We start from the raw sequence: 24,319 nt of genomic DNA, 5'->3' as shown, positions 1-24,319 counted from the left end.
TCAATTACTTTTGCACCTGCACCTAGCGTTCGTGGAATGCCATATCGGCACCGAGGAAAACGGGTTTGGCCAGATACTGGAACACCGACTTGCGGCCAGTGACGATATCCGCCTCACCGGTCATGCCCGGGATCAGTTGGCGGTCCGCGTCGGTCCCGACGAAGGCCTTGTCGAGCTGGATATCAACCTTGTAATAAGTCGCGCCGGTTTGCTCCTGACGAAACGCCGATGGCGAGATGCGTTTGACCTTGCCCGGCACTGAACCGAAGCGGCTGAAGTCGAAGGCATCGACCTTGACCAGTGTGTTTTGCCCGATCCGTACGAACCCGATATCGCGTGGCGAGACCAGTACTTCCATCACCACGCCGCCTTCGCTAGGCACCAGCTCCGCCACCGTACCGCCAGGTGCAATCACCGCGCCAGCGCGGGTATCGGGCAGTTGCTTGATAAAACCGGCCACTGGCGCCACAACGTCGGTGCGCTTATGGCGATCTTTGAGGGCAACTATCTCGGCATCCAGCTCTTTAATTTTCTCGATCAGCTCGCTGCGCCTGGCCCCAGCCTTCTGATTGACCTCGTCCAGCACCTGCTGCAGCGCCGCCTGGGCCACGGCGATGGTCTTTTGCAGTTCGGCGATACGCGATTGCAACTGGGCCAGGTTGCGTTCGACCTCCGCCGCATGCTCCTGCGCCTCGGCCATGCGCACAGCAGAAATAGCCCCCCTGGCGAAGCCGTCCTGGTAGCGGGCCTGGACGCCAAGGGCCAGGTTCAATTGATTGCGCATCGCAGGCAATTCGCCCTGTGCACCGGTAAGCGCCGCCTTCTGTTGTTCGAAGACGGTACGCTTGGAATCGGCGAGTGAAGAGTTAAGGGCCAGCTCATTGAGGTAACGCTTGATCGCATCCGCCACCAGAACCGGCTGATCGGCGAAAGCGGAAAAAATCGGCTGACGTGTCTCGATGACAGCTCCCCACAGTTCGAGATCGATCTGCAGGGCGGAGCGCCGCACACCGACCTGATCGAGATCTTTCTGCACATCGGTCGTGGCAAACCGGGCGATGACCTGCCCCGCCTTGACATGTTCGTTCGCCTCGACCAGCAGTTCAGTGAGGATGCCGCCCTCCTTCGACTGCACGAGCTGAATACGCGACACCGGCTGAACCTCTCCACGCGCCTTGGCCAGCTCATCAACCTGAGCGATCAGCGTCCAGAGCAGGAACAGCACCACAAGGGCAACAATGGCCAACAGCATGCGTCGCAATTGCCGCGAACTGCGGCCATCGTTAAGCAAGTTGGCAATATTGGCGCTGGCACGGTCGTCGGCCCCAGTGATGGTAATGATTTTTGGAAGTGGGTCGATCTTAAGCATGAATCGGTCCTTTTAAACTGTCCTGCGCCGCCGCTTTCGGGCTCTGAAGGGCGACTGGCCCGATATGAATCAATTTGCCCTGATCGAGAATCACGATCTGGTCTGCGGTTTCGATCAGGTCCGCACGGTGAGTAGCAATCACCACGGTGCTGATGCCACGCAGGTTGTCGAGCAGGCGCTTGAACATGCCGTCCAGTACCGGATCGCCGTCGCGCAACGGGTCATCCAGCAAAAGCAAGGGTGGATCGTCCAGTACGGCTTCGACCATTCCCACCACGTGACGTATGCGCAGGGCGTCGGGGTCTTCGCGCCAAGGATCGAGCTGCAGGCTCAGCGCCTCTTCCTCAGTCGTGCAGCCGAGCAAACTCCACCAGGTTTCGCCCGCTACACGGGAGAAACAGGCAACGATGCGCTCGTCACAGGCAGACGGATGGGACAGCTGGAGGAAATCACGCACCGATAACGGGAGGTTCTGCAGGGTCTGCGCATGAAAGCCGACCCAGACGCGGTAATCCGCTGGATCGAACTGGCGGATGTCCCGCCCATCGAGCACCACGCGGCCACTCTGTGGCAGGCGCACGCCGGACAGGCACTGCAACAGAGTGCTTTTGCCGGCGCCGTTGGGCCCGACCACCACCACACGCTGGCCCGGCTGCAACTCAAAACTGATGCCGTTGAGTGCAGGTTCCTGCTCGGCGGTATAGCGATAGTACAAATGGTCCACGGCGATACGAGGCGCCAGCGGTTCGATCGGCGAATACATTTGCGGGTGTTGCGCCTCGCCAGCGGACTGCATCAGCCGCTCCAGTTGCAGGCGCGATTCTCTGATCTGGCTCATGCGCAGGCTGAGGAAAAAGAATTGCTGGGCCGGGGTGGTAACGTGCCAGACCAGCATCATCGTGGCGATCAGCCCGCCCGCCGTCATACCTTGAGCCAGGACCAGCGCGATGCCGGCGGCCATGGTGCCAAGCACAGTGAACATGCCCAGCGCCTGGCCGATGCTCTGCACCAGCGCCTGGGCCAGGGCCAGATCACGATTGGCCTTTGCCGCCTGGCTGGACATATCGCGCATGCGCCGCAACCAGTGGTGGTTGCCACTGATGCCCTGAAGGGAGCGAAGTCGCTGGATACCGCTGGAGTATTCCTCCAGCAGTCGATTGCCAACGCGGCTTGCGTGAACGGCTTTGCGCTGTACATAGGGCTGTACTAACCAGGCAGCGAGCAAGAACAGCAGCAGCCCGATGATTGGCACGAAAACGATCCATCCGCCAAGCAACGCGATTACCACGATGAACACCAACACGAACGGATAGTCGACCAGCGCCACACCGCCGGCACCGCTAAGGTACTGACGCACGCCTTCCAGCGAGCGCATGCGGTTGAGGTTGTTGTTCAGGCCCAGCCGCGATGAGTATTCCAACGGCAGGCCGAGAGTTTTGCGAAACGCCGCGGTACCAATGCTTGCGCCGGCCCATGCACCCATGCGCGCAAGCAGTGAAGCGCGCCCGAGGCGCAGCCCCCAACCACTGATGATGGCGATGATCGCCCCCAATCCCAGAGTGGTCAGCGTGCCAGTGGCGCCACTGGGGATCACTGAGTTGTAGACAGTCATGGTGAACAACGACACCGACAATGCCAGGAGGTTGGTGACCAGGCTGATAAGCCCAATCCCGACCAGCTCGCGCCGGGCCTTCGCCATCAGCCGCGCAAACCAGTCGGGCTGGGGAGCGTCGAGGGGGATGAACCCGGCTTTGCGCTGGATCATCAGAAACTCGGTGCCACTCGACGGCTGCCAGCCTTCGACCGGGCTGACTCCGTCATGCCACCAGTCATTGCTCTCAAGGCGCCCGAGATAGAGCATGCAATGCTCATCGGTGAGTGCCAGGGTGCCGACCGGCAGGCTTTCCATCAGGTTGTCGCGGTTGCCATGGGGTAAGTAATCAGAGCGGAATCCGATGTCCACCAACAGTGTGCGCAAGTCTTCTACGGTAAAACCGGCGCCTTGAGGCGGAAGGCTGGGCACCAGATTGCGCGGCGCACCGAACCAGTCCAGCGTCACCAGCAGTGCGGGCAGGCAGCGGGCGATCGCCGAGGCGCCGAGACGCGCCTCGCCCAGCAGTGTGGCGATACGCTGCATGCGCGCGCGTTCACTCCAGAACACCTGCAGTCTGCTGTCGCTTTGCGACCGGTCGGAACTGATATTTTCAGCCTGCATGTTGATGACTCCTGCCAATGTGGATGCTGCGATCGCACGCGCCAATCATGATCGGCTTGTTACTGGCCACCAGCACCGTGGGGCGTCCGGCCATGTTTTGCAGCAACTCGGCAAGGCGTTTTTGCCCGTCCAGATCAAGGCCGCTGCCAGCATGATCCAGCAGTAAGATCTTGGGCTCGCGCACCAACGCCCGAATCAGCGCGATGCGCTGGTAAACCCCTTCATCGAACTGTTCAGCGCCCAGGGCACCTATTTGCGTCAACGCGCCACTGCGCAAACGGCCGAGAAATGGCAGCAGGCCTAATGCGTCCGCATAATCGCGCGCCCGCTCGTTGTACCGAGGGTCGAAAAGGGTCAGGTTGTTGAGTATCGAACCTGCCACCAAAGCCGGATGACGCGGTACCAGGCTCACGCTATGGCGCAGGCTGGCGGCCGAATATTCACGCACCGAATGACCGTCCAGGCGCACTTCCAGCCCCTGCTGCCGCCCGGTACCGGCCACCAGCGCCAGCAGTTTTGACGCCAGTGCCGCATCGCAGGCATCCAGATGAACCAGTTCGCCGGAGGCAATGTTGATGGTTAGCTCGGGGTTGTTCTCCCTGAGCAGCTCAATACAGCCTTGGGTGACGATGAGCGATGTCCGGGTCTGCTCATGCGTCTGCGGATACAGCACCGCATCGCCGACCGGCAACTCAAGCAGGTGATGGACTTTCGCCTGTGCATCCCGTGCCTGCGCCAAACGCGCCAGGTAACCTAATCCGAGCATTGCCGGCCCAATGGAGCGACCGGCGAGCAATGTACAAGCGGTAAGTCCGCCAGTGCTCAGTTCGCCCTTCATCACGTCAATCGCACCAAAGATCACAATGAGTACTGTGGACAACTGGCCCAACAGCGTAGCGTTCTCGCGAACCCAGGCGACAAGCATTTCCAGGCGCGCCGACGCTTCCATGTAGTGTGCATTCATTGCGGCGTAGTTGCGGCTGAGACCGGGCTCGGCTCCGCGCGATTTGACCTCGGTCAGACCGGCAAAGGACGCCCACAACAAGTTACGGCGGCGGCTATCGGCTGCCTCGACGCGGCCCAAGGTCCGCTCGGTGGCTGTCTTGACCAGCAGCGTCATGCCTAGGGTGACCGCGAACAACACCAGCGGAATAAAAGCCAGCCAGCCACCGATGTAAGCCACCAGACCGATGTAAACGGCGATGAACGGCACCTCGTAAAGCGCCACCGTGGCATTGCCGGACCAATGATCGCGCACCTGCGCCACCGAACGAATGCCGTCGATCACACTGGCGGTACCCATGCCCTCTACGACATTGATATCCGCCTTCAGCAGCCGGTCGAAAATACGCGTGGTTGTTTCGCTTTCGTATTGCGCGGCGATGTGCGCAAACAACGCAGTGCGGCCGTAACGCAGGATGGCCTCGAGCATGATGGCGACACCGACACCGACCACCAGGAACACCGCCGTGCCGTAGGACTGGCTTGGCAAAATGCGGTCGTATATCTGCAGCAATGCCAAAGGTAAGGCCAGGGCCAGCAGATGAATCACAAATGAGACTGCTGCTATGTCCAGTCGATGAAAGCGAGAATTATCGTCGCCGACCCGCACGGTGGGTTTCGGGGTTGAGCTGTACAACAGGACTTCCTCGTGAACAGGTCACAGATGTGTAGGTAAAGCAGCAGGGGGAGCAATCACTTCTGCCAAGTGCGTGCAGTAACGCACGCCACCCACCCGCCTGCTCTGAAATGGACTGAAACCGTTTCCGCCGGGCGATGAAAAACGCTGAAAAACGCTGAAAACTTCTGAACAGCCTCCTGGGGGGAACTCTGAAGAGGACTTACGCCCAGGTGCTGGAGACTGAACGCTGGCACTGGCCAGATGTGGAGGCAAAGCGCTTGGTACAAACGCTTCAGATAAGCGCTTATACAACCTGCACACTGTCGGCCCACGTTGACAGACCACCGATCGAATCGCTGGCCAAGCGCGTGGAGCCTTCGATATACCGCTCTTCATGCAGAGCAATAGACGGTTGACTCAAGGATGCATTGCCAGGTCCTCGATGGCTTGATGATGGCTAAGGAAGATTTTCAGGCCTGAAACCAAGTTCAAGGTGAACCAAGGAGATCAGTTCGTCTGGATTGATCGGCTTGAGCAGAAAGTCGACGACATTCAAGCGCATGGCCTCGATAGCGTCTCGAACACCGGCATCTCCAGAGATGATCAAAATGGGCAGGTCAGCCCACTCAGACTCACGGATCATTCGAATCAATTGCAGACCATCGTGCGGATACATGCGTAAATCCGTAATGATCAATTCAACCGAGTTGTCGTTACTCAATGCACGCATGGCTTCAACTGCACTTCTAGCCTGCAGGCACAAAAGGCCATTGACTTGAAGAATCTCAGTCAACATCTCGCGTGTGCATGGGTCGTCCTCGACTATCAGGATTTTTTGAGGTTCCAGCGCAGCCTCTTGGAACACGGTATTGATGGCCACGAGTTCGTCGGCAGTCAGAATATTGTTATAAGGCATAGTCTTCGAACCACTTAGGTAGGAGCCGCTGGCTGCTTGTTTGCCGCCTTCAGATGAGAATTGAAAACGTCTGGTAAGTGTTGATCAGCCATGTACTCGGGGACCGACCCGGATGTTCAACGCACTTGGGCAAGGCTTGGGGCCGCTTGGCAAAGTGTTGATCGTGTTATCGCCTGCTGCACAAGATGAACATGTCATTACCATCCTCGATGAGATAACGCGACTCACTCAACGACCGCCCTCCCCCTCGGCTGAATGGCTGTCGAAAATAAAGACTGCAGTGGCGGTGATCATCGAAATTCCTGTGAGGATGGTCCAGGTTAAAGGTCGGGTTCAGACGTGCGTATGCAACGAGGGAGTACGACAGTACTCACTCACGTAGCGATCGCGGCCTTGTTGCTTGGCTTGATAAAGCAGCAGATCTGCACGCACCAGCAGGGTCGAAAAGTTTTCCTCCGGGCCTCGCCAAGCGGCGACTCCCATGCTGCAAGTGACACCAAAACTCCTTCCGCCATATTCGAGCATTGAATTGTGCAAGGTTTGCAACAGACGCTCAGCCATCGTCTGCGCACCGGTCAGATCGGTATCGGGGAGCACGATGAGGAATTCTTCGCCGCCGAAGCGGGCCACCAGGTCCGGTTGGCGCAGCGTTTGATTGAGCAACTGCGCGAAAAACTTCAGTACCTCATCTCCGCCGTCATGACCATACGTATCGTTAACCAGCTTGAAGTGGTCGATATCCACCATCAATACGCACAAAGAACTGGGCTTGCGTGTGGCGCGGGCCAACTCCGCCTCTGCTATGGATATAGCTGCCCGACGGTTGTACAACCCGGTAAGGTAGTCGCGGGTAGCTGCTCTATATTGCACCACACTGGAATCGACAAGATGCATCACCAGCCAGTTAATCATCAGTAAACACATGATTATCCCCACCAGCAGTAACATCCCGAAGCTGTTCCATTTAAGAAACTGGGGCAAAAAATTCTCGACCAGTGGCTCGCTGTAATAGCGCATCTGCAGCCCTTGGTGCAGGTTCGAAAACTGCCGGACAAACCGTTCCTGATCTGGCCCCTCAGTCGGGAGCGAGGCCGGCCAACCAGCGCCTGTGGCGGGGATATATTCCGCGTTATTGGGGGTGAAGTGGATGTCAAAGTACCAGGTTGGCATCTGATCGTCTGTCACCGCCACATGCACGACGAGCCTATCGACAAATGCCGGACCTGCCGCCGTGCGAGGCGGCAGCGGCTGTGCCTGTAACCGGGTTTGCGTTTCCTGAATCACCACGTCCCCGCCGCCGCAGCTATAGCCCAAGAGCTGCCGGCTGGTCATCTGAATCTGGCCCTCTTGTAAACTCAGGCGTGGCCTCTGAGGGGAAGGCAGAGGCGCCACCTGGTGTATCGGCACCCGTAATGTGAACTGTTTCAGTTCGTCCACACCCGCCGACTGGATCTCCGTGGTGCGCTGTTGCATGGCAATGTATTCATCTGATAAGCACCCAGGCGGAGGTGGATCGGCCTCAAGCAGCGTTTGTTGCAGTTTATGGGTCTGCTGCTGACGCACCAGGTTGGAATAATTCCAGGCGCTTCGCTGAGTGAGCAGCGCCTGCTGCCCTTCCAGAAACATTACGCGTTGGCGCTGAAAACGGTCGGCGATCCCTATGACCGTCAGCAACGACAATATGACCACAAACACCCAGCAAACGCGCTTGATCGTGCGCGCGTTCTCAACGACCCAACTCATGAGGCTTACTCCGGGGTGAATTCAGGCACCTTTTGTTTTGTGTCTGTCATTGCAAGGCAACCGTTAACCGAACATGGCCTCAAGGGGCTCTTCTGCAGCAGTGTCGGCGTAGCGCTCGGCGATTTGCTCAAACTCTTTTTCCAGCGCCATGAACGCCGCCGCGACTGCCGGATCAAAATGCCGGCCGGCACCATCACGGATGATCGCAACTGCCGTCTGGTGGGTCATTTCCGATTTGTACACCCGCCGGCTGATGACCGCGTCGTAGACATCGGCGACCGCCATCAGGCGGGCGCTCACGGGAATGGCCTCACCGGCCAGACCGCTGGGGTAACCGCTGCCATCCCATTTTTCGTGGTGGCACAGGGCAATTTCCTTGGCGATGCGCAGGAAGGGCACTTGCGCTCCCAAAAGCTCCTCAGCATGCACCAGAGCCTGATACCCCAATCGGGCATGCGTTTTCATGATCTCGAATTCGGCGGGCTCAAAGCGCCCTGGTTTGAGCAGGATCTGATCAGCTATTCCGACCTTGCCGATGTCATGCAGCGGTGCTGATTTGAACATCAGCTCGATAGTTTGTTGATCTAGATAAGGCCTGAATCGCGGGTGATTACGCAGTTTCTCAGCCAGCGCTCGAACATAATGCTGCGTTCGGCGCAAGTGATTGCCGGTCTCGTTGTCACGCGTCTCGGCCAATGACGCAAGGGCCAGAATGGTCACATCATGGGTGGCTTGTAACTCACGGGTGCGCGCCACTACTTCCTTATCGAGATAGTCGTTATGCAAGCGCAACAGGTCCGTTGTCGCCTTCAAGCGTATCTGTGTCTGCACTCGTGCCAGCAGTATTGGCGGGTTGATCGGTTTGTTCAGGTAATCGGCCGCTCCCAGCTCGAAGCCCAGGCATTCGTCTTCGTCCTGATTCCTGGCGGAAAGAAACAACACCGGCACGTCACAGAGCTTCGGATCGCTCTTAAGCGTACGGCAGACATCATGGCCATCCATCTCGGGCATCACCACATCCAGCAGGATCAGATCGGGCATCGACCGTTCGACGCTTTTCAACGCCTGCGCCCCGCTGCTAGCCACGCGCACGTGATAACGCTCACCAAGCAGCTCACTGATCAGCTGCAGATTGGCCGGCATATCATCGACTACTAATACGGTGGGCCTGTGGGTTGGACGGTTCAACTAGAGTTCCTCAAGACGAGTTCACCGATACGCGGGTAAACAAACGCTACTGTCCTGGCAGCACGAGACGGTTGTCCCCGATCGTCGCCTCGACCATGAGCGTGCAGTAACGCATGCACTGTAAAAATCTGCTCTGAAATGCCTTGAGTTTTGCCTCGCCGAACGATGAAAAACGATGAAAACTTCTGAATTAAGGTCTTTTGAGAGTCATGAAGACCTGTGCCCCATATATTTCTATCCGCTCACTGCGACGGCTTCACAGGCCTGCAGGGCCTCACTCAGACAGACTCGAGCGCGCTCGAAGTCAAAACGTTTCACGGCGGCCTCCAGTGGCGGGAAGCGGTTCGCGAACGCGCTGCGAAGCATGCCGGCATGCATGGAAAAATAAGGCACCGTCTGCGCGTCAAAGTCCGCTAGCAGCACATCGAGATCTCGGCTTACCTGCTGCAACTCGACCCAGCTGACCTCTGTCAAAGATGCCTCGGTCTCACGGGGTAACCTCTGACGTAACTGCTCCAACAATGCCGTCAAGGGTTGCGTCAAAACGTCCAGGCAAACCTGCAATTGATCCTCGGGTCGCTTTGCTTGCAGAGCCTGTTCCAGCGAATCTGCTGCCTGAGCGACGGCGTCCGCGCCGATGGTCGCCGAGACGCCTTTGCAGCTATGCGCCAACAGTTCGGCTTGTGCCAACTCGCCCGATGCCATCGCCGCGCTCAACTTTTCTATAGAGGGACCCTGGTCGATCAGATACCGTTGCAATAATTCCAGATACAGGCTGTGCTTTCCCAACACACGGCGCAGCCCGGCAGCCATATCCACGCCATCGAGGTTAAAGCCTACATCGCAGCTGTTTGACGCCAACGGCACAGTGCGCTCCTGATTGTCTTGCGTCTCAGTGAGCAATCGTTGCAATACCGAATAGAGCATCTGCGGTTCGAAGGGCTTACTGATAAAATCGGTCATTCCTGCTGCCAGGCAAGCGTCATGATCACACTGCCTGGCGTTAGCGGTCATCGCGACGACGGGTAATGTGCTCAATCCGGGCAACTGCCGCAGTCGCCGGGTGGCCGTCAGGCCATCGAGTACCGGCATCTGCATGTCCATGAACACCAGGTCATAGCGCTCTTCGACCAACCTCCTCAGGGCGTCGCTACCATTTGCCGCAATCTCGACAACACAACCAACTGCCTGCAGTAATTCGGCGGCCACTTGCTGATTCAGTTCATTATCTTCCACCAGCAAAATGCGTGTGCCTTCGGCCACCCTCCAGTCGCTGAGGCCCTCTTCTTCGAACAGCCCCTCCAGGACATCACTCTGAGCCAGGTTCAATCGGACCTCGAACCAGAAGTTGCTGCCCTCACCCAGGACACTCTGAACGCCGACTTGGCCGCCCATCATTTCGGCCAGTTGTTTGGCGATTGCCAGCCCCAGCCCCGTGCCACCAAAGCATCTTGTCGTGGAGGCATCTGCCTGCAAAAAACTCTGGAAGATGTGTTTCAACTGTTCGGCAGAAAGACCGATACCGCTATCGATGACACTAAAGCGCAGCAAGGCATCATCCACGCCAGCCTCACGCAAGCTCACTTCAAGCCGGATGTGCCCACGTTCGGTGAACTTAACTGCGTTACTCAAGTAATTCAGCAATATTTGCCGTAGGCGCAGTGGATCCCCGCACAGGCGTTCCGGCACATTTGCGCCGACATTGAACTGCATACCCAGGCGCTTATCGTCAATGCGAGGACGCACCTGGTCGAGCACCTCCTCCAGCATCTGAGTCAGGCTGAAGTCGCGAACCTCCAATTGAAGCTTGCCGGCCTCGATCTTGGAAAAATCCAGAATATCGTCAAGCACGCCCAGAAGGTGTCGGCTGGAACTCTGTACCTTGCTCAGGTAGTCACGCTGTCGCTCGCTCAGATCTGTTCTCAAGGTGAGGTAGGTCATACCGATGATGGCGTTCATCGGCGTTCGTATCTCGTGACTCATGTTGGCAAGAAACTCAGCCTTGATACGTGAACTGTCCTCCGCCAGTTGCCGCGCCTGCCGCATCTCGTCCGCGGCCGCGTGCTGGGCAGTGACATCTTCAATGATCCAGATCGAGCCTCGCGACGACAGCTGTCCGGGCGCGACCGCTCGGGCACTCACGCTTGCCCAGAAACTGCTTCCGTCCTTGCGGCACAGTTGCATCTGTTGGTGATAGACCTCGCCGCGGTCCAGTGTTTGGCGAACTTCGGCTTCGAATGTGAGCATTGCCTCGGCGGGCATGATGTGATCCATCCAGATCAGCGGAGTGCGCTGCAACTGTTCGCCCGGTGCATAACCGAGCAACTCATCCAGCCGCGAATTGACCTGTAGAATCAACATGCCGCGCACCATGGCAAGTCCATAGGGTGCCGCGGACACAATGGCTTGCTGCTGTTCGTGCGCTTCACGCAACAGGCGCTCGTCAGCCTCGCGCTGAGTGAGATCACGGATTGCAACGCACAGACATTTGCCTTGCCCTTGACGCGCGGGCAGCAAACACAGACGCAACTCGACCGGGAAATCGCTGCCATCGGCTCGTCGGGCAATCACTTGGGCTGTTTCCAGCCCCTTGCTGGCGCAAGCCCGCTCGATCATGCGATCAACCAATGGGAGTTGACTTTCCGGCAGCAGCATCCGATAGGTTTTGCCTAACAAGTTGCCATGCGTATAGCCAAAGGTCACCTCACTTTCCTGGTTGGCCAGGATCACGCTGTGCTCATCAAACACCAGCAGCGCTTTAGGTGCGAACTCAACGATACCGCGATACCAACTCTCGGTGAGCTCCAGGGATTCCTGTCGCTGTTGTAATACGAGTGCCTGGCTCTCCAGTTGCGTTGCCTGCTGGCAGGCCTGGCCCAACAACTGCTGATTGCGCGTGCGTTGTTGCAAAAGGCTCAACAGCCCACTGAGCGGATCGACCATGGCATCGAGCAAATCCCGTTGGGCAGGGTCCAGTCGATGACTGAAATAAAGTTCAAGGCTGGCCAATTGTTGGCCATCTTGAAACAACGGCAAGCTGTAGTGAACTTGATCAGTACGCACCACACATGAAGTATCGAACAACAAGTCGACTTCACAGTCCAGGCAAGCGCTTAGATGCTGTTGCAGCGTCTCAACAAATAATTCTCGATCGCTGCACGACTGCAACGCTTGCATCAACTCGCCGAGGTGCCCTTTGACCCAATGCTGTCGAAGTAGCTCTTCATTAAGATCGACATACGCATCCAGAGCCTCAGCCAGGCTCACGACTTCCGCGAGCCCCCGCATCGGTCCCAATTCCCCGATGGTTTCCCCGGTATGCAGGCGGCGCATGCGATCGGAAAGCGCCAACAGTGGAACCATCAATTGGCGACGCAATACGACCCAAAAGACCAGCAAGCCTGCCCCTAGGGTAATCAATTGCATCAAAATACTGATGTGAGCAGCCAGCTCGGCCTTCTCCCAGGCCGCCTCGAAGTCGGCGTTCAGACGCTTACTGATGGAACTTCTAAGTTGATTAAGCGCACTGGCGAAGTTCCACTCGGAGGTGATGTAAGTGGTGCTAGCCAGCAGCGATGATGCGCCTGATCGCCAAAGCTCTTTCATGGCTGAGCGTTCCATGCCCGTCTGTTTGCGGTCCATGACTTCGACCGCGTCCAGCAATTTGCCTTCTCTTTCAGTCAGGCCAATCGCTCGAAGGTTCGTCGCGGCGTCCTGGAATGCACGGCCTTCTTTCCACTTCAGGTCATATTGGGTCAGCAATAGCTGTTCGCCCGTGCCTACGTACAAGCGAGCGAGCTGAGTAAGTTCGCTATTGAGCGTTGCCATCTGAGCAACGACGATAATGGTCTGGTGACGTCGTTCAGTGGCCTGCGCGGCTTGGTCACCGTAATACTCATCCAGCGTCACGCTAATCAGGCAGGCAACCAGCACCAAACCAAATCCTACCGAAATGAGTTTACTCAGACGCTCAAGGCTCACACCTGCTCTCCTGCGGACACTACTGCGACCCATGCCGGCAGCTAGCCCACCCAGTAAACCTGCACACCGTCAGCGCCGTTGTGAAAAACCATGATTCATTGGAACCAACTCGATGAAAAACGCTGAAAAAATATGAAATGCATTATGAAAGCCTGCCGCACGAGCCCACTGACGGTACTGAAAGAATGCCCTCTCGTTCAAGGGCGTTACCAGCCAGTGCGGCAACAGTAGGCTTGGAGCCTATTGGGCAAAGCTGCTGATCGTAACGCACGGAAAACCATGACTCTTCAAACCTTCGACAATGAGAACTGCACAGTTGCCAGTGCACCGCGACCATGTTAAATGCTGCTCCACGTCGGCCAATCTCGCTCATAAGACAATGGCGATTTCAGGAACAGGACAAACATGAAAACAGTCAATAGTTCGAGATTCGTCCGGTACGCCCTGATTGCGATTGCTGCAACGTTCGCAAGTCTGCTCTATACCTTTTTGACCATCAAGCAAGCGGCATACGACGCACGTGAGGCCAGTGAGAAGCGCTACCGCTCGTTTTTACTTGCTGATGAATTACGTCGCAGTTCTGATGAACTGACGCGTCTGGCGCGTACTTATGTAGTGACCGCAAACCCGGAATTTGAACGCGAATACCTGAAGATCATCGAAATTCGCAACGGCAAGGCACCACGCCCGAAAGACTATCACCGCATTTACTGGGACTATGTTGCGGCGGGCCAAGCTCAGCCTCGACCCGACGGGGAAGCTGTGGCGCTGAAAGTATTGATGGAACAGGAAGGATTTACGGATGAAGAGTTCGCCAAACTCAATGAGGCCCAGGTCAGTTCCGACAACCTGGTCAAACTTGAAGTCAAAGCGATGAACGCGGTCAAGGGCAAATTTGAAGATGCCCAAGGTAACTACTCGGTAAATGCCGAGCCTGATCTCGCCTTGGCCCGAGCACTGCTGTATAGCCGGCAATACCATGCTCTCAAGGCACAGATCATGAAACCGCTGGACGAGTTTTATGGCGAGATGGAGATGCGCACTTCACAAGAAGTCGCCCTGGCGAACAACACGCTGGATTTTTCCCAGAACGTATTCGTGACTATTTTGCTGATGTTGATAGGCGAGATCAGCTTGTTGATTTACCTGGGTCGCAAGCAGACCCAGGAGATGCTGGGCGGGACTCCCGTCGAGCTTAAATGGGTGTTACATGAGCTGGCTAACGGCAATCTGGAGATATCAATTCCCGAAGCGTCTCAAAACAGCGCTCTCGATCGCGTGCGGATAATGGCCGAAAAACTGAGATCGTTGATGGAAGCGACAACCAAGAGCAATCAGCAATTGCATGCTGCCCTCGTCGCTATCGAGAAAAAAAATCATCAGCTTGAAATCGCCGATCAGCATAAAAGCGAATTCGTGGCCAATATGAGTCACGAAATTCGCACGCCGATGAACACCATCATCGGCATGAGTTACCTGGCGTTGAAAACCGAATTGAGTCCACGCCAAGCGGATTACATAGAGAAGATCCAGCAATCGGCAAAGCATTTGCTGGGCATCATCAACGACGTGCTTGATTTTTCAAAGATCGAGGCTGGCATGCTGAGCGTTGAGCGGCGCGCATTTACCCTTGAGGAAGTGCTCAACAACGTCGTGAATCTGGTCGGTACGGGAGCCGCGCAACGCAACCTGGAATTGACCCTTGATGTAGCCAGCGACGTCCCGGCCACGCTGGTTGGCGATGCGCTGCGCGTGGGGCAAGTGTTGGTCAACTTTGCCAGCAACGCAGTCAAGTTCACCGAACAGGGACAGATCACTATCGAGATTCGCTTGCGTGGACGCAGCGAGTCCGATGTGCTGCTGTATTTTGCAGTCAGGGACACAGGCATCGGTATTTGCGAAGAGCAAATGGGGCATCTGTTCCAAAGTTTCCACCAGGCAGATGCATCGACAACACGCCAATACGGTGGCACCGGTCTGGGCCTGGCGATTGCAAAGAACCTCGCGGAGTTGATGGGAGGTGCGGTCGGGGTCAACAGCGTCGTCGGCCAAGGCTCTACCTTCTGGTTCACCGTTCAACTTGGCACCGTGCAAGTCGAATGCAAAGAACCGCAAGGTGGTCGGGTGTTGGTGGCGAGTGGCCCAATTGCCAGGATCATGGCGACAATTTCCGGTGCGCGGGTACTTTTAGTGGAAGACAACGCACTGAACCAACTGTTGGCGAGCGAACTGCTGAGCGATGCCGGATTGCTTGTCGATATCGCTGATAATGGCCAGATTGCCATCGACAAGGTACAAGCGGTTGCCTACGATCTGGTGCTGATGGACATGCAGATGCCAATACTCGATGGCCTGGGTGCGACGCGTGCCATTCGTGCCTTGCCGGGCAAAGCTAACCTGCCCATTGTCGCCATGACTGCCAACGCCATGCAGGCCGATCAAGAGCGCTGCATAGAGGCGGGCATGGTGGACTTCGTCGCCAAGCCGATCGACCCCGAAACGCTATTCCGTACCCTGCTGCGCTGGATCGAGCCTACCGGTTCGCGCCCTCCCTCTACAGGCGCATGAGACTGCCCCTGTCCCTACCGCCGATGCGTCGCTACCGGTTAACGATCTATTTCGCCGGTATGCCAGGCACGATCACTCACCCTCCGATGCCGTCAGTCGTTCCGGTCTAAGCGGAATATGTCGCACCACATAATCGAGCAGTATCTTCAAACTTTCCTCAACCGATATTGTTCCAGTATCGATCGCCAATTCAGGACACTGCGGCGCTTCGTACGGCGCACTTACCCCCGTGAACTCAAGCAGCTCACCGGCATGTGCCTTTTTGTATAGCCCTTTGGGGTCACGGGCTTCGCAGGTCGCCAGGTCTGCGGCGATATGTATTTCGTGAAACATCGGCCCGACCGCCTTACGTGCACGCTTACGGTCTTTGCAGTAGGGGGAAATGAGGGCGGTGATGCATATCAACCCGGCATGTGAAAACAAGGCGGCCACCTCCCCCACGCGGCGAATGTTCTCGGTCCGGTCTTCGGCACTGAAACCCAGATTCGCATTCAGGCCATTGCGCACGTTGTCGCCATCGAGCACATAGCAGCTGTAGCCCATTTTCGTCAGCGCCAGTTCCAATGCCATGGACAAGGACGACTTGCCCGAAGCGGACAGCCCGGTAAGCCACAGAACCGCGCCGCTGTGGCCATAATGCGCTTTTCGGTCCGACGCACTCAGGGCGTGCGGTACGCTTGTCAGGTTGTTATTCATGCTTTGCACTCGTCGAGCACGGTAAAAAGATAGCGAGAAGTTCAGGCCAGCGTCTAGCCCAATCGCTTTCATGGTTCATGCCCGCCACGATAAAGCTGCGCGCGCATCGATTGTCTGTCGCACTGACAAAATGCTGCGCTATCACGGGGGGCACGACGCTGTCATCCGCGCCACTGAAGTGGATCTGCGGTATGGCGGCGATCTGATCGGCAACGTCGATGGCATTGAGCGACTCCGGCATCGCCGGCACCTGATGCAGGCGATTGACTTCGGCATGATCAAGGTTACCGGCCACGGTGCGCAGCGAGGCTATGTCCTGGCGCCTGGCGGCAATCAAAACCGCCAGCGCGCCGCCTCCCGAATAGCCGACCAAGTGGATGCGTTGCCCTGGCACCCGCGCGGCGTAATGGCTCACCGCCTGGTTCATGGCCACGACGACTTCCTCGGCAAAGCGCTTGTCGGTCCAATAGGCTTGGTCGCAACGCGGGCTTTGCACCAACGGCGTGAATTGGCAAGGGCGTGCCAGGTACACGACGTTGGCCGCGGGGTCCACCGCTGCCAGTGTCAAACCCAGGGCCTGATGCGGCGACGGATTGTCCGAGGGCAACGTGCGCGTACGCCAGGCTTTACCATCACCCTCGATATAGACGGTCAATGGCAGATCCGGGCGGCTGATCCGATGAAAACCGGTCAACACGAAACCGTCGGTGTCGACCCGGTCACGGTACAAGTGGCCGCTGAGCGCCAGGCTCTCGGCATGCCTGTTTGGATCGGCACAACCGGTCAATCCCCCTGACGCCAAACTCACGCACATGAGTGCCCCCCCTAGACAGCGCAACAACGACGCACTCGAGCTTTTCACGCTTCACCTGTATCCAGCGCCCGCAACAACGGCCCGAGCTGTGGGGCATGCGCTCGCCAGCGGTCTTTAGAGGTTTTGTAGATCGGCTGGCGCACCTGATTGACACTCGCGGTACGCACCACGCGCCGAGTCTTGTGGAACTCAAGGCAGGCGTCGTTCCACGGCAGGCCAATGAAGTCGATCAGACGCCGGGCTTGCCCTTCCAGGTCATCCACCACCGCTTCGTAGTCCACTTCAATAAACGACTCGACGGGCAATAACGCTCGCCAGTGAGCCATCAACGCCTGGTAGTTACGATGAAACTGGCCCAGTTCGGCCTGATCGTAGGTGAACAGTTGCTCGCCACCGAACAGCTTGCTGTAGCAGGAAAGGCAGGTGTCGACCGGGTTGCGACGACAGTGAAGGATGCGCGCCCCTGGCAGGATCAAGGGGATCAGGCCGGCATACATAAAGTTGGCCGGCATCTTGTCAACCAGACGATCACAACCGTCGAGCAGTGGCGTGATGCGCTGAAGATAGTCCTGACCGAGCCTGGCCAGATCCTCGACCGAACAATTGACCAGACTCTGCGGAAAAGCGCCCAGGCTTTCCACCGCGAGACGCAACGAATCCAGCTCACCGGCACCCTGCACCCGCGGATGGGAAGCGAGAATCTGCTCGACCAAGGTCGTGCCCGAGCGCGGCATGCCGACGATAAACACAGGCATCGACGACTGCGCGCCCATCCCCTGATGTGCGGCCATGAACTCTTCACTCAAGACCTCGGCAATGCCGTGCATCCATTGCTGCGTCGCTTGCGGGTCATAACTGAAGGTGGCGCGCTTGAGCCGATTGCCCGCATCCAGATGCTGGAACGCGCGCACCGAATCACCCGCGTCCAGGTAAGCCTTGCCCAAGGCAAAATGGGTCGACAGTTTGTCGACCAGCAGCAGGCCTTCTGAATGCAGCAAGCCAGCTTCCATGGCCGCGATGTCGGCATCATCGGCTGTGAAAGTTTTGCTGTCCGAGCGCCCTGCCAGCACACGAATCGAACCCGGGAACGCCGCCAATGCCTGTTCGAAGGCCTCGGCGGCGGCTTCCTTGCGTCCCATCTCCAGCAGCAATGATCCTTGCGCGATCATCGCCTCTTCGGTCACCGAGCCGGGCAATGTCGCCGCTTGAAGGAAATGCTCCAGCGCCTCTTCATGCATACCGATGGCCTGCAGCGTAATGCCCATGGCGTTGTGGGTATTGGCGTCGTGAGGGGCCAGGGCCAGCGCTTGCCGCGCGCAGTGCAGTGCCTCATCGAGCAGCCCGCCCTTTTTCAGGACCTGGGCTCGCGCCGTAAGGCCGCCGACATGCTTGGGGGCGAACGCGTACAAGGCATTCAGCCAGCGTAACGCCTCGCCATCTTGAAGGCGTTGCGTTTCGGCTTCAGCGATATTCAGGTAAGCATCGATCAGCCGCGGGTTGAGTTCGATGGCCCGTCGCCCGATAGCTACCGCCTCATCGAAATGGCCTTGTGAACTCAATAAAAAAGACAGGTTACTGTAGGCCTCGGCGTAATTCGGGTCGAGGGTCAGCGCCTGTTTGTAATGCCACTCGGCGCGCTCAGGGCGATCCAGCCGGCGGTAGGTGTTGCCCAGGTTGTTGTGTACTTGTGCCGTTTCAGGACGCAAGTTCACCACACGCAGCAGACACTCAAGGCTTTCCTCCAGCTTGCCCATTTCCTGCTGGATGATACCCAGATTGTTCCAGGCATCCACCAGCGTGGGGGCCAGGGCGACGGCCTGCTGCCCTGCCTGTTCGGCCTCCTCCAGCAAGCCTTGTTGCCGACACATCTCGGCCAGGTTGCTGAAGTAGATCGCCGGCGCGCTCGGCGTCTGGCACGCCTGGCGCACGAAAGAGATGGCCAGATCCATACGGCCATAGGCGTGGGCCATCAGCCCAAGCAAATGCGAAGCATCGGCCTGTCGTGGCCATTTTTCCAATATTCGTTGGCACAACTGCTCGGCCTGCTGGGCCTGGCCTGCGTTCCAGTGTGCGTGGGCCAGATTCAAGGCCTCGGCGAGTGTCAGTTGTGGAGGGTCGGTCGTTGTCGGTGTGCCGCTCATGGGGGAACCTTTGAGTCGGGAGTAAGGACAGTTGTGCAAAAGGCGTTGGTTCTCCGGCTTCGGCAGGCCTGAACGCCCATTGTCTATCACCAACAATGGGCGTTATCAGGTTAACCGTGGCTAGCCGATCAGAAGTTCCAACGCACCTGCACATCACCGGTATTGGCCGTGTAACCACTGGCCGCTTCCAGGGTGTACTTCGCCGACACACTCAGGGCACTGCTTTTGAGCAGAGTCACGCCCATCGTCAGTACGCCAGTGTCATCCACCGGCTTGGCGCCCAGGCTGCTGAAGCTGGTGGCCCCGGCCGTGTCAGCGGCAAAGTTGGCGACCGACTGCAGACGCGTGTCCTGGTACTCATGACGCCAGGTCAACTGCGCCGATGGCACGACATTGCCGTACTCAGTAGCGTAGGAACGCTCCAGCTTGGTGCCCAGGTCGCTTTTCAGCGAGTGGGTGCTGGTAGAGTTCACATGCAGTGCCGCACCATTGCCGCCTTTTTCGGTGTAGCTGTCTTCGTCAAGAGTACTGTAGGTCAAACCGCCAATCGGCGTCAGCACCGTATGGGAACCGAGGTCGATCGGGTAACCGACCTGGGCCGCGGCGATGTACTGCATGGCGTCATGGTCGCCCTTGGCTTCGCCGTTGAAGCCAGGGAAGTTAACGTCACGCCGGGTGTCGAATTGATGCTGGATCGCCCCCATCGATAGGTCCAGGTACCACGGGTTGGCCGTGTAGCTGGCATAGCCGAACAGACCATAGGACTTCACGTCGGCAGAACTGCCGGTGTTGTCGCCGTCGCTATTGACCGTGGTCTGGGTGTAGCTGAACAGACCACCGGCCTGCCAGCTGTCGTTGACCGCACCGTCGGCACCTATCAGCATTCCGCCGTAATGGCTGTGATAACCGGCGATATTATCGCTCTCGCTCAGACGCGAAGTACCGCCGAAAGCCTGGCCCCAAAGCCCGGAATTGCTGGTTCCCTCACCCGTGGCGATACCGCCGCGGGTCTTGTCGTTCTGCGCGATGCGCATCCCGTCCAGGTGCGCCGCCGTGACATTGAGCACTTGCACCGTGGACGCCATGGACGCCTGAGTCGCGGCAGACGCGGTCGCCGCCGGGCTCAACTGCGCACCGGCCTTGTTACCCGCGGCCGAAGAGCCAAGGGCCGCGGTGGCGTTGAACAGGTTCATCAACGGAGCATCGTAGGCGGTGTAGTTGAACAGCCCGGAGAGCGTTGCGATCCCGGTAGTGGTGGTCGCGCGGTTGATCGGACCGCTGGATGGCCCGTCATGCGGCGGCGTCACGGCTGGTGGCGGTAGCGTCACGGCAGGTGGCGGCGGCGTCACAGCTGGTGGCGGCGGTGTCACGTCAGGTGGCGGTAGCGTCACGTCAGGTGGCGGCGGCGTCACGGCAGGTGGCAGCGGCGTCACGGCAGGTGGCAGCGGTGTCACGTCAGGTGGCGGCGGCGTCACGGCAGGTGGCAGCGGTGTCACGTCAGGTGGCGGCGGCGTCACGGCAGGTGGCAGCGGTGTCACGTCAGGTGGCGTAGCGCTGCCCACTGTGACCAACAAACCGCTATTGCCGCCGTTGTCTACGCTGGTACCGGAAGCGTTGTACCCGGCGACATTATAGTGAAGGCTGCTGGCGTTATATTCGGTGCCAGGGGTGGCCGCCTGAACCACCAGGTAGCGTTGTCCTTGAGCAAAGCCGTAGCTGCCCAGCTGCTGCAACCCAATCGTGGAGCCCGAAGCGATGTTGGCAGTCCCGGATACTACCAGGCGACCATAGCCGCTGTCGGTGCTGACATCGCCAGTGGTCACGGCGTTGCTGGCCACACCGGAAATCAGACTGGCATCGGCACCCTGGTAGTAATTACCGGTGATATTGATCGTATTGTTGACCTGCAGGACGCCGGTCGCATCATTGGTGACGTTATGAGTGCCCACGTCGATGTGGTCATTGAGCAACTGGTTGCCAGGGCCGAACACCACGTTCGAGTAGGTGCTGGTGATCAGGCCGATGTTGTCTGCCCCGACGCCTGTGCCTGAGCTGCCTGTCAGTGTGCCAAACACCGAACCATTGCCGCCATTGATCATCAGGTCCTGCGAAGCAATATTGTAGATCGTACCGGCGATGGTACCGGTGTTGGCAATGGAGCCGAGCACGTTGATTGGGCCATTTAAAATGGCGTATTGAGCGCTGATGAGGCCACTGTTGTTCAGTGCACCGATACTGCCACCATTGATAATACCGAAGTAACCACCGGAGATAACGCCATCCGTTTCGTTGCTAAGTAAATCAATGCTCCCGGAACTAATCGCAATACCGGTCGTGCCGCTGATGGTGCCATGATTGCTTAGTGTTCCAATGCTGCCTCTACTCATATAAATGCCTGAGGAGCCGCTGCTGGAGATGCTGCCACTGTTGCTGAGCGTAGAGATGGTGCCATCGTTACGAATGCCTGATCCGGCGCCAAAGATAGTGCCATTGTTGCTCAGGGCGGTGATTGTGCCGTCGTTGGAAATACCAGTAAAACCCTCGATGATACCTTCGTTGCTCAGCGTACCGATGGTGTCATTGTTAGCAATCCCCGCTGCGGAACGTTCAAGCACGTTGCCCGCAATATGGCCATCCGCATCATTGTTCAGGCTGAGGATACCTAAGTTAAGAATGCCGTTAAAACCGCTGACAGTACCGCTGTTGGTGATGGTTGAATCACCCGCTGCAAAAATACCGGAGCCGTCAATGCCTTCTCTGCCATCTGCGCCTTGGCTGCCGTTTAGGCCGTTTTGGCCACTATTGCCGAAACCGCCTTGGTAGCCGCCTGCACCTGCTGCACCTCCTGTACCTCCTGCACCACCCAAGCCCCTGACCCCGCCCATACCGCCTCGAATAGTCCCGGTGTTGACCACCACCATGTTGGAACCCGAGACGCCAGCGCCGCCAGCGCCGCCAGTGCCACCGTCGCCACCATTGCCACCAGTGCCCCCGTTGCCACCGCGGCCAAAATATCCACCACCAGCTCCACCAGCACCGCCCTTACCGCCGGCACCACCGGTAACGCCCGTGGCACCATTGCCCCCAGTAATGCTGGCATTGTTGATCAGCGTAAAATTGTTGCCCTCGACGCCATCTCCACCGACGGAGCCCTCCCCTGCACTGGCACCGGCACCGCCGTTGCCACCAGCGCCACCAGCGGCACCAGCGGCAGGAAAGACAGCAGGATTATTACCCCCTTTACCGCCATTGCCCCCAGAGCCCGCTGATAGAGTGGAAACACCAGCGCCACCGGTTACGGTGGCCGTGTTCATGAGCGTGAAAGCACTGCCACTGATTGCCGCCGAACCATTGGTCGGGGAAGAGTATTGGCCATTCGAGCCCGAGGTACCGGCACCTCCAGCGACGTTACCACTAATGGAGTTCGCGCCATTCGCCCCTGTACTGCCATTCGTTGCAGACCCACCGCTACCCGCATCGCCGGAGAACTGGCCCGAAATCGCGGTGGTGATCGCTCCTGTACCTGGGCCGTTCAATCTCAACGAATTGCCGCTACCAATCAGGTTGCCACCATTAATGGTCAGGGGAGCATAAGCGTTCAGCGTCGTTGCGAGGTTACGTAGCAAGATGTCCGAGGTCAGGGTAATCGTGCTTATCCCCGGATCGATATTCACTGCCCCACTGGTGGACAATTGTTCGCGCAGGGACCCTGAACCGAAATTCACACCCGTATCGACATCATAGGACGTCGCCCACACTGAAGAGGCAACACCCAACGACAGCAAGGCCAGTGGCAAGACGGCTGTTTTAGCGCATCGTTTCGACGAGCGAGTGCCCGAACCGGTAACGGCTAAAGAGCTGCCACACGTTTTTGACTTGGCTACTTCAGAAACGACTTGCGGCGCCCCCAATGTGCTGTTCCATACCAACCGGTAAATCGCCTTGTTCATGCATGTAACCTATGCTTTGTTGATTTTTTTTGGCTAAGGGGATTCAAAGAATCTTGACCCCGTGCGGGTTGTGTTGCGGGTGTTGCCAGAAAGCGTCATTGCTAAAACGAGCAAATACATCGGGGGGCAGAATGGTCGGCCGGCTGAGGGCCCGTACGCTGGGCCTGACGTCGTGTAGCCCGGGTGTGCCCGCCCGTTGATCGAACTCGCTCGCGTCGAACTGAACGTTGTCCATGTCGTGCTTGAAGGCAGGCTCACCGATAAAGGCATAGATGCCGTCGAGGACCGCCTGCGGGTTGTCGACCAGACTCTCGTAGCGCACCAACAGCAAACGGCTGGCGTGTGCGCCGTAAAACGCCTCTTTGAGGGCGTTGTAGGGGTAACCGAGCATGCCGTCGGCGTTGGCCACGGCATCGGCGCGGCTATACACCGTGCCACCGGCCTGATAGTTGAAAATGGCTGAAGGCGAGAACGTATTGCGTTGAATCAAACGTTCGATGCTATCGACGATCCACGGCACCTCACGTACGCAGGCAATCACCTTGTTGTTTGGAAAAAGGCTGTGCAGCAAGGCCATGCGTGAGCACCAGGCGCGGTTACTGTCGAAGATCACCGAAGCCGAGTATTCCTTGCCATAGAACTGCTCAAACAAGCCGCGCAGAATGCGTTGGCGTTGCTGATCGGAAATAAACAGCGAAAACTCGTTTTGGCCACTCATACCATTGAGCAGCTCATTGACCAGGCCGGCCACAGGGCTGCTTATATGCGCGTGAAAACGCGGGTTCTGGCGTAGCAGGGCCGACAGCAAAGTCGAACCCGAACGGGGCAAGCCAGAAATGAAATGCATTGCGTGCTCGGGGCAGGTCATAACGCCTTGGTCCCTGACAGAAGTATCACTGAACATTTGAAAATCCTGTTGCGGCGTTTCTCAAGTTGACTGGCCTAGTGACCTGAGCAGGCAGTTCGTTAATCCCTACGAGCCAGAAACAGGTACTATAAATTAAAATAGATAAACGCATTGACCCAGTTGGCCAACAAGATGACGTTCATCAAACGTAAGGCAGGCGATGCGGCAGGACACAACCTGCCAAGTAATATTCTCGTGCTCTTTTCACCG

At 57.8% G+C, this 24,319-nt stretch carries 13 protein-coding genes and 1 pseudogene; 1 reads left to right on the top strand and 13 read right to left on the bottom strand.

Features of this window, described 5'->3' with window-relative positions; all coding sequences use genetic code 11:
* Positions 1-22 precede the first annotated feature (22 nt).
* The 7 genes from QMK58_RS15155 to QMK58_RS15125 all read right to left on the bottom strand — a co-directional run bounded on the left by QMK58_RS15155 (position 23) and on the right by QMK58_RS15125 (position 13,033).
* Positions 23-1,369 (bottom strand): HlyD family type I secretion periplasmic adaptor subunit, encoded by a 1,347-nt coding sequence (locus QMK58_RS15155; RefSeq protein ID WP_053161247.1) that lies wholly within the window; start codon positions 1,367-1,369, stop codon positions 23-25.
* Positions 1,362-3,584 (bottom strand): ATP-binding cassette domain-containing protein, encoded by a 2,223-nt coding sequence (locus tag QMK58_RS15150; protein WP_320394918.1) that lies wholly within the window; start codon positions 3,582-3,584, stop codon positions 1,362-1,364. Before QMK58_RS15150 ends, QMK58_RS15155 begins: the two co-directional genes overlap by 8 nt.
* Positions 3,574-5,223, bottom strand: coding sequence for an ABC transporter transmembrane domain-containing protein (locus QMK58_RS15145; protein WP_082344521.1), 1,650 nt, complete (start codon positions 5,221-5,223; stop codon positions 3,574-3,576). The genes QMK58_RS15150 and QMK58_RS15145 overlap by 11 nt, the downstream gene beginning before the upstream one ends.
* A gap of 439 nt (positions 5,224-5,662) precedes the next feature.
* Positions 5,663-6,121, bottom strand: coding sequence for a response regulator (locus QMK58_RS15140; protein WP_053161244.1), 459 nt, complete (start codon positions 6,119-6,121; stop codon positions 5,663-5,665).
* A 333-nt stretch (positions 6,122-6,454) separates the two neighbouring features.
* Positions 6,455-7,864 (bottom strand): GGDEF domain-containing protein, encoded by a 1,410-nt coding sequence (locus tag QMK58_RS15135; protein WP_053161242.1) that lies wholly within the window; start codon positions 7,862-7,864, stop codon positions 6,455-6,457.
* 63 nt (positions 7,865-7,927) lie between these two features.
* Positions 7,928-9,052, bottom strand: coding sequence for a two-component system response regulator (locus QMK58_RS15130; RefSeq protein WP_082344520.1), 1,125 nt, complete (start codon positions 9,050-9,052; stop codon positions 7,928-7,930).
* A gap of 234 nt (positions 9,053-9,286) precedes the next feature.
* Entirely contained in the window at positions 9,287-13,033 is a 3,747-nt protein-coding gene (locus tag QMK58_RS15125) for a response regulator (RefSeq protein ID WP_320394917.1), read from the bottom strand.
* Positions 13,034-13,438: 405 nt separating this feature from the next.
* Between QMK58_RS15125 and QMK58_RS15120 the strand changes: the two genes are divergently transcribed.
* On the top strand, positions 13,439-15,601 hold the full coding sequence (locus QMK58_RS15120) for an ATP-binding protein (RefSeq protein ID WP_320394916.1): 2,163 nt from the start codon (positions 13,439-13,441) through the stop codon (positions 15,599-15,601).
* A 72-nt stretch (positions 15,602-15,673) separates the two neighbouring features.
* Here QMK58_RS15120 and cysC read toward each other — a convergent pair whose 3' ends face one another.
* The 6 genes and pseudogenes from cysC to QMK58_RS15095 all read right to left on the bottom strand — a co-directional run bounded on the left by cysC (position 15,674) and on the right by QMK58_RS15095 (position 24,049).
* Positions 15,674-16,306, bottom strand: coding sequence for an adenylyl-sulfate kinase (gene cysC, locus QMK58_RS15115; RefSeq protein ID WP_371259816.1), 633 nt, complete (start codon positions 16,304-16,306; stop codon positions 15,674-15,676).
* Positions 16,290-17,111: an alpha/beta hydrolase family protein gene (locus tag QMK58_RS15110; RefSeq protein ID WP_053161232.1), complete on the bottom strand. Its 822-nt coding sequence runs from the start codon at positions 17,109-17,111 to the stop codon at positions 16,290-16,292. Before QMK58_RS15110 ends, cysC begins: the two co-directional genes overlap by 17 nt.
* 44 nt (positions 17,112-17,155) lie before the next feature.
* On the bottom strand, positions 17,156-19,252 hold the full coding sequence (locus QMK58_RS15105) for a sulfotransferase (protein WP_053161229.1): 2,097 nt from the start codon (positions 19,250-19,252) through the stop codon (positions 17,156-17,158).
* Between the two features lie 128 nt (positions 19,253-19,380).
* On the bottom strand, positions 19,381-22,977 hold the full coding sequence (locus QMK58_RS15100) for an autotransporter domain-containing protein (protein ID WP_320394915.1): 3,597 nt from the start codon (positions 22,975-22,977) through the stop codon (positions 19,381-19,383).
* A gap of 102 nt (positions 22,978-23,079) precedes the next feature.
* Positions 23,080-23,202, bottom strand: a pseudogene (locus QMK58_RS28955) (ESPR-type extended signal peptide-containing protein); the annotation flags it as partial.
* A gap of 43 nt (positions 23,203-23,245) precedes the next feature.
* On the bottom strand, positions 23,246-24,049 hold the full coding sequence (locus QMK58_RS15095; protein ID WP_053161225.1) for a sulfotransferase family protein: 804 nt from the start codon (positions 24,047-24,049) through the stop codon (positions 23,246-23,248).
* Positions 24,050-24,319 lie beyond the last annotated feature (270 nt).

This window comes from Pseudomonas sp. P8_241, from assembly GCF_034008315.1.
GTDB lineage: Bacteria > Pseudomonadota > Gammaproteobacteria > Pseudomonadales > Pseudomonadaceae > Aquipseudomonas.
The sequence above is the reverse complement of the archived record's forward strand: the minus strand, read 5'-3'. Positions and strand labels throughout refer to the sequence as shown.

Excerpts from the sequence above, each read along its gene's own strand:
- QMK58_RS15155 (WP_053161247.1), bottom strand. The coding sequence starts at position 1,369 with ATGCTTAAGATCGACCCACTTCCAAAAATCATTACCATCACTGGGGCC.
- QMK58_RS15150 (WP_320394918.1), bottom strand. The coding sequence starts at position 3,584 with ATGCAGGCTGAAAATATCAGTTCCGACCGGTCGCAAAGCGACAGCAGA.
- QMK58_RS15140 (WP_053161244.1), bottom strand. The coding sequence starts at position 6,121 with ATGCCTTATAACAATATTCTGACTGCCGACGAACTCGTGGCCATCAAT.
- QMK58_RS15135 (WP_053161242.1), bottom strand. The coding sequence starts at position 7,864 with ATGAGTTGGGTCGTTGAGAACGCGCGCACGATCAAGCGCGTTTGCTGG.
- QMK58_RS15120 (WP_320394916.1), top strand. The coding sequence starts at position 13,439 with ATGAAAACAGTCAATAGTTCGAGATTCGTCCGGTACGCCCTGATTGCG.
- QMK58_RS15110 (WP_053161232.1), bottom strand. The coding sequence starts at position 17,111 with ATGTGCGTGAGTTTGGCGTCAGGGGGATTGACCGGTTGTGCCGATCCA.
- QMK58_RS15105 (WP_053161229.1), bottom strand. The coding sequence starts at position 19,252 with ATGAGCGGCACACCGACAACGACCGACCCTCCACAACTGACACTCGCC.
- QMK58_RS15095 (WP_053161225.1), bottom strand. The coding sequence starts at position 24,049 with ATGCATTTCATTTCTGGCTTGCCCCGTTCGGGTTCGACTTTGCTGTCG.